Origin of the sequence: Campylobacter sp. BCW_6465 (genome assembly GCF_001762815.1) — a bacterium.
Classification (GTDB): Bacteria; Campylobacterota; Campylobacteria; order Campylobacterales; family Campylobacteraceae; genus Campylobacter_D; species Campylobacter_D jejuni.
The window spans coordinates 1-9,332 of sequence record NZ_MJXN01000089.1; the positions used below are offsets into that span (position 1 = coordinate 1).

General features: G+C 28.5%; 16 protein-coding genes. 8 read left to right on the top strand and 8 right to left on the bottom strand.

Annotation, left to right across the window (positions count from 1 at the left end; genetic code table 11):
* Positions 1-4: 4 nt before the first annotated feature.
* The 8 genes from AJ886_RS06825 to AJ886_RS06855 all read left to right on the top strand — a co-directional run bounded on the left by AJ886_RS06825 (position 5) and on the right by AJ886_RS06855 (position 5,659).
* Positions 5-394: a YcbK family protein gene (locus AJ886_RS06825; RefSeq protein WP_070287097.1), complete on the top strand. Its 390-nt coding sequence runs from the start codon at positions 5-7 to the stop codon at positions 392-394.
* Between the two features lie 10 nt (positions 395-404).
* Positions 405-746, top strand: a complete 342-nt coding sequence (locus tag AJ886_RS06830) for a hypothetical protein (protein WP_002784498.1) — start codon at positions 405-407, stop codon at positions 744-746.
* Positions 743-991, top strand: coding sequence for a hypothetical protein (locus AJ886_RS06835; protein WP_070280988.1), 249 nt, complete (start codon positions 743-745; stop codon positions 989-991). The genes AJ886_RS06830 and AJ886_RS06835 overlap by 4 nt, the downstream gene beginning before the upstream one ends.
* Positions 978-1,100 (top strand): hypothetical protein, encoded by a 123-nt coding sequence (locus AJ886_RS10785; RefSeq protein ID WP_261662421.1) that lies wholly within the window; start codon positions 978-980, stop codon positions 1,098-1,100. Before AJ886_RS06835 ends, AJ886_RS10785 begins: the two co-directional genes overlap by 14 nt.
* A 2-nt stretch (positions 1,101-1,102) precedes the next feature.
* Complete coding sequence (locus AJ886_RS06840) at positions 1,103-1,417, top strand: phage holin family protein (RefSeq protein ID WP_002790261.1); 315 nt, start codon at positions 1,103-1,105, stop codon at positions 1,415-1,417.
* An 89-nt stretch (positions 1,418-1,506) separates the two neighbouring features.
* The gene (gene terL, locus AJ886_RS06845) at positions 1,507-3,033 is read left to right on the top strand and encodes a phage terminase large subunit (RefSeq protein WP_002865465.1); all 1,527 of its coding nucleotides are present in this window, start codon (positions 1,507-1,509) and stop codon (positions 3,031-3,033) included.
* Complete coding sequence (locus tag AJ886_RS06850) at positions 3,030-4,412, top strand: DUF935 family protein (RefSeq protein ID WP_070287439.1); 1,383 nt, start codon at positions 3,030-3,032, stop codon at positions 4,410-4,412. The genes terL and AJ886_RS06850 overlap by 4 nt, the downstream gene beginning before the upstream one ends.
* Before the next feature lie 116 nt (positions 4,413-4,528).
* Positions 4,529-5,659, top strand: coding sequence for a phage minor head protein (locus AJ886_RS06855; RefSeq protein WP_070287440.1), 1,131 nt, complete (start codon positions 4,529-4,531; stop codon positions 5,657-5,659).
* 132 nt (positions 5,660-5,791) lie between these two features.
* On the opposite strand, the gene AJ886_RS06860 is transcribed toward AJ886_RS06855, so the two are convergent.
* The 8 genes from AJ886_RS06860 to AJ886_RS06895 form a co-directional block, all read right to left on the bottom strand.
* Positions 5,792-6,313 (bottom strand): PH domain-containing protein, encoded by a 522-nt coding sequence (locus AJ886_RS06860; protein ID WP_052780838.1) that lies wholly within the window; start codon positions 6,311-6,313, stop codon positions 5,792-5,794.
* Positions 6,314-6,351: 38 nt separating this feature from the next.
* Entirely contained in the window at positions 6,352-6,831 is a 480-nt protein-coding gene (locus tag AJ886_RS06865; RefSeq protein ID WP_029588834.1) for a phage virion morphogenesis protein, read from the bottom strand.
* Entirely contained in the window at positions 6,818-7,009 is a 192-nt protein-coding gene (locus AJ886_RS06870) for a hypothetical protein (protein WP_002790256.1), read from the bottom strand. The genes AJ886_RS06865 and AJ886_RS06870 overlap by 14 nt, the downstream gene beginning before the upstream one ends.
* Positions 7,010-7,061: 52 nt before the next feature.
* On the bottom strand, positions 7,062-7,490 hold the full coding sequence (locus AJ886_RS06875) for a hypothetical protein (protein ID WP_002909839.1): 429 nt from the start codon (positions 7,488-7,490) through the stop codon (positions 7,062-7,064).
* 35 nt (positions 7,491-7,525) lie between these two features.
* Positions 7,526-7,720: a hypothetical protein gene (locus AJ886_RS06880; protein ID WP_070287441.1), complete on the bottom strand. Its 195-nt coding sequence runs from the start codon at positions 7,718-7,720 to the stop codon at positions 7,526-7,528.
* Complete coding sequence (locus AJ886_RS06885) at positions 7,717-8,355, bottom strand: Bro-N domain-containing protein (RefSeq protein WP_070287442.1); 639 nt, start codon at positions 8,353-8,355, stop codon at positions 7,717-7,719. The genes AJ886_RS06880 and AJ886_RS06885 overlap by 4 nt, the downstream gene beginning before the upstream one ends.
* 140 nt (positions 8,356-8,495) lie before the next feature.
* Positions 8,496-8,735, bottom strand: coding sequence for a helix-turn-helix domain-containing protein (locus tag AJ886_RS06890; protein WP_070287443.1), 240 nt, complete (start codon positions 8,733-8,735; stop codon positions 8,496-8,498).
* A gap of 98 nt (positions 8,736-8,833) precedes the next feature.
* Positions 8,834-9,319 (bottom strand): host-nuclease inhibitor Gam family protein, encoded by a 486-nt coding sequence (locus AJ886_RS06895; RefSeq protein ID WP_070287444.1) that lies wholly within the window; start codon positions 9,317-9,319, stop codon positions 8,834-8,836.
* Between the last annotated feature and the right edge of the window lie 13 nt (positions 9,320-9,332).

Here is a 9,332-nt window from a genome sequence, read left to right on the forward strand (position 1 = left end):
GAAAATGAAAAATAACCCTTATTTTAAAGAAAGCGAATTTAAATGTAAATGCGGCAAATGTGAATTGCCTCAAAATGTACCAAGTGATGAGCTTATAGACATTCTTTGTGAAATCAGAGAACATTACAATGCTCCTGTTATTATAAATAGTGGATATCGCTGCAAAGAGCATAATGCAAATGTTGGTGGAGCCCCTAAAAGCCAACACACTATAGGAAGTGCAGCGGACTTTGTGGTTAAAGGAGTTAAAACAGAAGAAGTTCATCAATATGTTTTAAACACCTATGGCGAAAGAGGTTTAGGGATTGCCATAAAGCATAATTTTAATGATCCTTATGCTGGGTTTGTGCATTTAGACACTAGAGGCAAAAAAGCAAGATGGACTTATCCATAAGGAAAAGATTGTGTTTAGTTTTATTTTATCAAGGTTTTTAAGTCCTTCAAAAATAGCTTTTTTTGTTCTAATTGCTCTTTGTGGTTTTTTATATTTAAAAAACAATGCTTTAGCTTTAGAAAATGAAAATCTAAAACTTAAAGCTTTGCATTTTAGCAATGAAATCAATGTTTTTAAAGATAAATTAGCCCAGCAAAATAAAGCTATTGATAAATTAAAACTTGATTTAAAGCCCAAAGAGACTTTAAAAGAAGTTTTAAAAGTGGATAAGGTTTTTATTAAAGATAAAAGCTGTGAGAGTGAACTTAAAGCTTATAAAGAATTATTTAATATTTTAGGAGCAAAAAAGTGAATGATAAAATGAGAATTTTCCTATTAATTATACCTTTTGTTTTTTTAAGCGCTTGTGCTTCTAAAGATATTTTGATTAAAACTGAAATCAAAGAAGTTAAAGTTCCTATTAAATGCCCTTTAAAACTTCCTTTAAAGCCTTTAGACAAACAAGACTTAGAAAGTGCTAAAGAAATCTCTAAGTATTACTTAGAAGTTGAAAATATAGCCAAGCTTTGCACAGGAGAGAAAGATGAAAGAAAATAATAAAATGATAAATCAAAAAAGCATTGCAAAAGATCTTCTTATAGCTCTTTTATTTTCAAGCTTTGCTTTAGCTTTATTATATTTATTTGAAATTTTTACAAGGAACTAGCAATGAAATTAGAAGATATATTTGTATATATGGTTTTAATGATAGTAAGCTTTATAGCTGGACTTGTAGGAATTGTAACAAAAAATAAATTAAGCAAAGCTCTTAATTTAAAAGGTAAATTTACACTCTTTTTAAAAGGCATGCTAGGTTCTATGTTTGTAGCATATCTAGTTTTTGAAATTGTAAATTATCTTAATTTTGGCATAAAGCTTAGCGTTGCAGTGGGTGGTTTTGCAGCTTATATGGGGACAGATGCATTGCTTAAAATTGAGCAACTTGTAGAAAAGCTTATAAATAAAAAATTAGATAAATTGTAAGGCTTTATATTGACCCTTGTATTTTAAAAGGTTTTAAACGCAATTTAAAGCTTTTTAAAACTATATTTGAAAATAAAAAGAAAGCAAAAATGGATAAGTTAGAAATAAATGAAATTAAATCAAGGCTAAAGGCTTTAAAATTTAATCATAAAGAAGATAAAAATTTAAGAAGAGATAGGATTTTAAAACAAGGCTTTAAGGCTTTTGTTTTTGAATATTTTCCTCATCATATCAATTTTATCAAAAAAGAAAGCTCTAATTTTAGAAATTTTATCTATGATAATATTGATGAATTAGAAAAGAAAAATAATCATCTTTGTTTTAAAGCTTATCGTGGAAGTGCTAAAACAACGCTTTTAGTAAGACTTTTTACTCTTTACTCGCTTTTAAGTAATAAAAAGCAATATGCTTTAATTATATCTTCTACTTTAGACATTGCAAGTGAAAGTATAGCAAGTTTAAAAACAGAGCTTGAAGAAAATGCTAAATTAATTAATGATTTTGAAATAAAACTAGGCGATGAATGGACTAGTGAAGCCATAGTTTTTACAAGTTTTAAAATACATAAAAAAATTAAAGCTTTTGGTAGTGGTAAAAAGATAAGAGGAACGAATTATCTTGGCAAAAGACCTGATTTAATTATCTGTGATGATATAGAAAATGATGAAAATGTAGAAAGTAAAACGCAAAGGGATAAACTTTATAAATGGTTTAATAAAGCCATTTTAAAGTTAGTCGCAAGAACACAAGAAAATTATTTATACTTAGTCGTTGGAACTATTTTACATCAAGATAGTCTTTTAAATCGTTTAAATGATGATAAACGCTTTTTAATTTATGATTTTCCGCTCGTGCTAAGCTTTCCTGACAAACTTGATTTAATCGATAAAAACAATATTTTAAAAAGCGATTTAAAGGGTTTTAAATTAGATGATGAAAATTTAAACAAAATAGAAATTTTAAAAGAATATTTTGCTGATACTCAAAGTTTTTTTAGCGAATATCAAAACAAAGCATTAAGTACTGAAAATGCTATTTTTAGCGAGTATAAAATCATAGAAAAAGAACAAGATTTTGACCTTGTGGTTTTAGGGATTGACCCTGCACTTGGTAAGGCAAAAGGCGATTATTTTGCCATTGCTGAGCTTAAAAAAGTAGATAAAAATAAATTTCATTTAAAAGCAAGTGGCTATAAAATATCTCCTAGCAAGATGATAGATGTGATATTAAAGCTTTATATCAAATACTTAAGCTTAGGAAAAATAGTAAAAATAGCCATTGAAACAATAGCCTTTCAAGAGTTTTTCAAAGATAAGCTCAAAGAAGAGGCTTTAAAACTGGGAATTATTCTAAGTATTTGTGAGCTTAAAAATAAAGTCGCAAAAGAACTTCGCATCGATAGCTTAGCACCTTACATTAACGACGGCACGATTTTAATAGACAATAACTCAAATTTACTTATCGAAGAAATGCTAACCTATCCAAAAGCAGCACATGATGACTTGCTTGATGCAAGTGAGATGGCTTTTAGAATCGCTTGTAGTGCAGCAAATGCAGATTATAAAGCAATCAATAGAATACTTAGCAAAAGAAAGATTAAAAAAGGATTTTTATGAGAATATTAAATAAAACAGCAAGAAAAAGCGTAGCAAGTAGTGTTGATTTTGATAGCATAATCGCTGCTTTAAATAGTGAGAATTTTAGTGAACTTATAAGTATTTATGATTATTTTAAACGCTTTGATCCACAAATAGCAAGCGAAGTAATGAAAAGGCGTTTTAAAATGTGTTCTTTTCCTATGTTTATTACTTGTAAAGACGAGACTCAAAGAATATTTTTACAAAATTATATATCAAAAAGTGATTTTAGGAAATTCGTCTTTGAAATGAGTGCTGCAGTAGTTTATGGTTTTGCTGCTTTTTTACTTGAATGGAAGGTAAAAGATTTAAATGTTTTTCCAAAACTAAAATACATAAGTCCGAGATTTTTTTCGATGGATGATAAAGAAAGGCTATTTATTTATAGCGAAAGTAAAAAACTTTTTGTGGATGAGTGTGATGATATATTTTTGCACTTACATCCAAGCGATTCAGGTTCATTCATAGAACAATCCCTTTTTTATAATGTTGTAAGCATTGCGGTTTTAAAGCAACTTGCTATGAGTAAAAACATTTCTTATCTTGATAATTTAAGTGTGCCACCTATCATTGCAAAAACAACCAATGCAAACAGCGATAAAGAAATAGAAGAACTTTTAATGCAACTTAGTAATTTAAGAAGTGCAAGTGTGGGAATTTTTAACAAAGATGACATGGTCGAGCTTTTAAACTCAGGGCTTTCTACTTCTACTTTTACAGATTTTTTAAGGTATTGTGATGAAGCTATTTCAAAATTAATCAGCGGACAAGTTTTAGCAGGAAATGCAGTGCAAAATGGTACTCAAGCCTTAGGTAATGTACACGAAGAAGTGCGTCTTAATGTGGGTGAAATGGATACACTTTTTTTAAGCAAAAGCATACAAAAATTATTAGAGCAGATTTTAAAACTTAATTTTGCAAAGCCAGCTGAGTTTGAGTTTGTTTTTGATACAAACAAAGAAGTCGATGAGCAATACTTAGCAGGAGTTTATAGCACTATTTCTAGTATGGGTTATGAGATACCTGCTGAGTTTTTAGCAAAAACTTTTAGAATTGAAGGTTTAAAGAAAAAAGAAGTAAGCACTGAAAATTACGCATTTAACTCTTTAATGTTAGAAAAAAATAATCGTCTTAGCAAGGATAAAATAGAATTAAACTCAAGTGCAGAAGATGAGATAAGTGATGAAATTTATGAAAAAATCAAAGCCTTTTGGGAAGAATGTCAAAGCTATGAAGAATTAGAAGAAAGAATTTTTAAAGCATACCCAAATATCAGTTTTGAAAAATTAAAAGAAAGTCTGGATAAAAAAATCGCTCTTGCTTCCATGCAAGCTCTTTTGGATGCTGGCAATGAGTGAATAGGTAGGTCAAGGCAAAACGGGGCTTTTGCGTTAGCAAAAGGGTCGGGTAGCCTTTAGTTGCTTCTTAGGCGGAATTCACTTCCGCCGTTAAAGAAGGTTAAAAAAGGTAAAGAATGAGTAATATTTTTAACAAAAGCGTAGATGAAGCTTATAGCTATTTAGAAAATAAAGGCTTAAAAATAAGCTTTAAATATCACGAAATTAAAAAACAAGCACACGATCGCGCTTTTAGTGCAGCAGGCATTATGAAAACAGATGTATTAAATGATTTGCACGAAGAATTAAAAAAAGCTATGAAAGAAGGAAGAAATTTTAATGAGTTTAAAAACAATTTAAAAGAGCTTTTAACAAGTAAAGGTTGGTATGGTAAAAAAGAAATAACAAACCCAAAAACAGGAGAAAAACGCACTATAAATATCAATGCAAATCGCTTAAAAACAATTTATCATACCAATATGCAAAGTGCTTACGCAAAAGCAAGAGCAAAACAACTTAGCACTTATTCTTATAAAACTTACTGGGTATATAAATGTGCACTTTTAGAAGATTCAAGAAGTGAGCATAAAAAAATGCACAATTGTGCTATACACAGAGATGATCCATTTTGGAAAACATCCTTTCCGCCTAATGATTATAATTGTAAATGTAAAGTCATAGCAGTAAGCGAAAAAGAAGCAAGAGCTAAATATAAAATTTTAGAAAATCCAAAAAGCATTGCTTCTAAAAACTTTGCTTATGATAAAAGAGAGAATTCACAGATGCCAAAAGAAACGAGAATAAGCCTAGATGAAAGCTTAGAGAATTTACCAAAGGTACATGATTATGAAAATTTAAGTGATAAAGAATTAATAGATAAGGTTTATGAAGCTTTTAATGTAAAAAAAGGAGATTTGCTTGTTGATAAAATAGGAGATGTAATAAGCTTAGATGATGATTTTTTCTATGATAAGAAAAAACAAATTTCTAAGATAAAAAAGAATAATCGCCACTTTTATATCGACTATCTGCCAAAGCTTGTAAAAGATCCTGATGAGATTAGATTAAGTATGGATACTGACCCTTACTACAAAGGCTTTACCAAAAAAACTTATATTAAATACTTTTATGATAATGGAGTAAAAGCTCTTGTAATGGTATTAAATCAAAAAGGCAATCAAATCAATAATAAAACTATGTTTTTAAGCGAGAACGACAAGTATTTTAAAGAAGTATTAAGTCAAGGAAAAATTGTTTATAAAAAATAATAAATTTGCAAAAAAGAAGGTGGCTAAACTCTTATAGCCAATGACCCACTGCCACATCGTGATGATACTATAAGAGCATAACAACTTATTTGCTAAAATGATTATATAAGATTTTAAGTAACTTTGCAAGTTTTACATTTTAGCTATAATTTTTTCTTTCATTGTTTTAAATTCTTCTTCAGTAATAATACCTTTATCTTTAAGATTTGATATTCTCTCTAATTCTACGGTTAAATCACTATTAGTGGTAGATATATGATTATTTGCATCAGTATTTTGAGTACACTCTCTAACAAATTCAGCCATTTCTTTGGTTTCGTTTTTTTCCATATTTTTAATTTTAGCCTTATTACCCGAAGCATAAATAACTATCTCGCCAAACATCAAACCTGTACTATATTCAATAGATGAAATTTTATCATAAAGAAAAGTTTCCACCTTTAAGCTAAATATTCCCTTGTCAATAAAAATCAATCTTTTATCAGTAGCTACTAGCAGTCCTGTAGCAAGATTATAAGTGCCTTGTGCTGCTTTTTTTACCTTCTCATTCTCCCATAAAATATCTGGTAAAGCTTTAATTTCTTTTCTTGAGAAAATATTTTTAGCATTTGAAAAATCAGAAATTTGACTTTGTATTTCTTCTAAACTAGGCATTTATACTCCTTTAATAAAATGTCATAGTCTATTGAAGTTTATTTTAAAGTCTGCTTAAACAAAGTCCAAAGCATATCCTTAGTTTCTTCTTCCATTGCTCTGGCTACTCTTTTGTTTATATTTAAATTTTCATCGATAGGTAAAAAAGGTCTTGCTATTACATTTTTAGAGCCAAATTGATGCACTCTGGCATACGCAAAGCCTTTATAGGTGGCATTAAGTGCTACAAAAGCTCTATCATTTTCCACTCCACTATGTAAAGAGCTTTGCATAGAGCCTGTTGCAAAAAGCTTTTTAGTATGCATGATCTTTTGTGCTTTTCTTGAATTTAATGTACTTTGCTTTAAAGGTGCCCATTTTTTAGCATTAGAGTCTTGTTCTTTTTCTAGATTTTCTTTGCTTTCTTTATAAAGTGTTTCAGCAATTATTTCTTTTAAAATAATCTGCTTTTGTTCGTTTTCTAGATTTTCACATTTTTTTAAAAAATTCTCAAGACCCTTTAATTCAAAGCGCTTCATCAAAAAGTCCTTTTTGAGTTTCTTTTATATAGTATTTTGCCCAATTATCTACTTTGATAAGTTCAATAGACATAAAAGTGTATCCGCACTTAAGACATCTTCTAAATCTTTCATTGGTGTCTGATTTTATAGTTTTTAACACTTTAGTTTTTTCATTTGCACATCTAGGGCAGATCAAAATAAATCCTTTAAAAAAAGCTTTTAAAGGATTATATCTATTTTTAATTATTTTATTTAGTTTTAGCAATCTTTTCTAAAACCACAAGCATTATAGTGCAGTCTTTTTTGCTAAGAGTTTCAAGAGAGTATATATCTTTTTTTAAAGTTTTTTTACAAAGTTTGTAAAAACTAAAAATAGGCATTTTTGTTTGTTTTAATAAAGCTTTTAAATAAAAAAATTGTTTATTAGAACTAGCTTTTTTAAGCATTAATCTACCCTTAAAATCAGGTACGAAGTTTATATCATCTTTAATTTTACCATCAAAAATATCAAGCAAGATTTTAAGCTCATCTATGCTTAAATCTTTTGAGCTTAAAACCTCAAATCTTAAAGCTAAAAAATCTTGCCAAGCATTATTTTCTTTATAATATAAATACTCTTTGTGCATGTGTATTTTAGCTAGAAGTTGTTTTCTAAGCATTGCTTGTTTAGGACTCATCTTTTTCCTTATAAAAATTTAATCAAGCCCACTAATTAGTGAGCTTTGTTAAATTCTATTTTTAAAAGTTTTTGATAAATGCTTTCTAAGGAATTTGCTATTAGAAATAATTCTTCGCTTTCTATAACAATTTCTTTGCTTAAAAAGCCAAGCCCGTTAACTAAATTCACTAAACCTTTTAACTCACTTTTGCTCTGATCTATAGTATCGATAATAAATATATCTTTCATTCAAAATCCTTTGAATATTTTCTAACGCTAGAAGTGCTTACATCTAATATTTGGCTTATTTTTGTAGTGCTTTCCCCTTTTGTCTTTAAAAACTTTATCTTATCTATGGTGTTAGATGAGAGTTTAAAAGGCTTTTCTTTTTTTAAATCTTTATTTTTATAAAAGCTTAAAAGCTCTCTTTGATTTTGTATAAGTTCATCTTTTAAACTTTCATTTTCATTTTTAAGTTTATCTTTGATACAATTAGCTTGTTTTAGATCGTTTAGTAAAGAGTAAAGCTCTTTGCTAAATTCTTTTTGCATATAATTGCCATTTTTTCTAATACTTGGTAGGACTTCTTTTGTTATCCAAAGTCTAAATTCTTTTGCTTTAGGTTTATCACTTCTCATTAAAATAAAATAAACTTCACTTTCATTTACAAATATAAAATTTTGCATACCACCATTTGTTTTCAAAGGGGTTAAGTTAAACTTACCTCCTTTGTCAAATTCCATATTTATAGCTTCTTTAACTACACTTATATTTGAAAGCTCTAAGGTATCGCATATATCTTTTAAACAAAATAAAGGCTCGTTATTCTCATCCTTTATCACTCTAACTTCTAAATCATCTTTTTTAAAGAGTTCCAAATTCATTTTTTCTCCTTTTTACTTCTTTCCGTAAGCTTCTTAAATATGCTTACAGAAAGAATTATAACTTATTTAAGAAATTAAGTCAATATATTTTTATATATTTTAGAAGTTTTTTAGTAGAATTTCACTTATTAAAGAAGTGATTATTTAGAAATATCCTTAATAATCTCTTTAAGTAAATTAAATTGCTTTAATTGCTTTTTGAGCTCAAGTGTTTCTAGGTATAAGTTAATGGCTACCTCTATTGATTTGCTTATTTCTCCAGTAGAAGCATTTTTGTTTAATGTAGCTTCACTATACCCGATCTTCTCCCCAAGTTGTTTATAAGTAAGCCCTAATTCTTTACAAGTTTTTTTGATGAGATTGTCATCATTTTTTGCCATTAATCATCCTTTTTCTTAACATTTTATTCTACTAAAAACTTGCTTAAAAGTCTATAAAATAGGCTTTTAAATAAGTTTTTAGAGTGGAAGCACCACTCTTAATTTTCAATCTCCAAACTTTCAATCTTTGGCTCTATTCTAAAATTATCCTTTACAACTCTTTTAAGTCCAAGCTTTACTAAAGTAGTATCATCAAGCTCTACAATGGCATCTTTATTAAGCTCTTCTTTGTAAATGATGCATTCATTAAGGTTGTAACTTTTAAAGGCTTTGATTAAGTTTTCTAGTTTTTCTTTCACACGTGGTAAAGATACACTTTTACTTAAGCGATAGCCAATCTTGCCAAAGGTAAATTCTTTAGATCTTTTTTCGGCAAATTCATGCTTGTTATTTTCACAAAAAGTAGTGATACATTGCTCTATGTATCCAAGTTCATCACTTAAAACCTTAATCTCTCCTGCACGAGCTTCTTTAATCTCATTACAAGCTAAAGTTACCTCGCCATTAATCTTTTCTATTTTTACACTAAGTTCTGCCACTTTTTTAAGTGCAAGATTTACATCTTCAAAACTATTTATTTGCATTTAAATCTCCTTT

What these genes read in the sequence shown, in the direction of transcription:
- AJ886_RS06825 (WP_070287097.1), top strand. Translation starts at nt 5, where the DNA reads ATGAAAAATAACCCTTATTTTAAAGAAAGCGAATTTAAATGTAAATGC.
- AJ886_RS10785 (WP_261662421.1), top strand. Translation starts at nt 978, where the DNA reads ATGAAAGAAAATAATAAAATGATAAATCAAAAAAGCATTGCAAAAGAT.
- AJ886_RS06840 (WP_002790261.1), top strand. Translation starts at nt 1,103, where the DNA reads ATGAAATTAGAAGATATATTTGTATATATGGTTTTAATGATAGTAAGC.
- terL (WP_002865465.1), top strand. Translation starts at nt 1,507, where the DNA reads ATGGATAAGTTAGAAATAAATGAAATTAAATCAAGGCTAAAGGCTTTA.
- AJ886_RS06850 (WP_070287439.1), top strand. Translation starts at nt 3,030, where the DNA reads ATGAGAATATTAAATAAAACAGCAAGAAAAAGCGTAGCAAGTAGTGTT.
- AJ886_RS06855 (WP_070287440.1), top strand. Translation starts at nt 4,529, where the DNA reads ATGAGTAATATTTTTAACAAAAGCGTAGATGAAGCTTATAGCTATTTA.
- AJ886_RS06860 (WP_052780838.1), bottom strand. Translation starts at nt 6,313, where the DNA reads ATGCCTAGTTTAGAAGAAATACAAAGTCAAATTTCTGATTTTTCAAAT.
- AJ886_RS06865 (WP_029588834.1), bottom strand. Translation starts at nt 6,831, where the DNA reads ATGAAGCGCTTTGAATTAAAGGGTCTTGAGAATTTTTTAAAAAAATGT.
- AJ886_RS06875 (WP_002909839.1), bottom strand. Translation starts at nt 7,490, where the DNA reads ATGAGTCCTAAACAAGCAATGCTTAGAAAACAACTTCTAGCTAAAATA.
- AJ886_RS06880 (WP_070287441.1), bottom strand. Translation starts at nt 7,720, where the DNA reads ATGAAAGATATATTTATTATCGATACTATAGATCAGAGCAAAAGTGAG.
- AJ886_RS06885 (WP_070287442.1), bottom strand. Translation starts at nt 8,355, where the DNA reads ATGAATTTGGAACTCTTTAAAAAAGATGATTTAGAAGTTAGAGTGATA.
- AJ886_RS06890 (WP_070287443.1), bottom strand. Translation starts at nt 8,735, where the DNA reads ATGGCAAAAAATGATGACAATCTCATCAAAAAAACTTGTAAAGAATTA.
- AJ886_RS06895 (WP_070287444.1), bottom strand. Translation starts at nt 9,319, where the DNA reads ATGCAAATAAATAGTTTTGAAGATGTAAATCTTGCACTTAAAAAAGTG.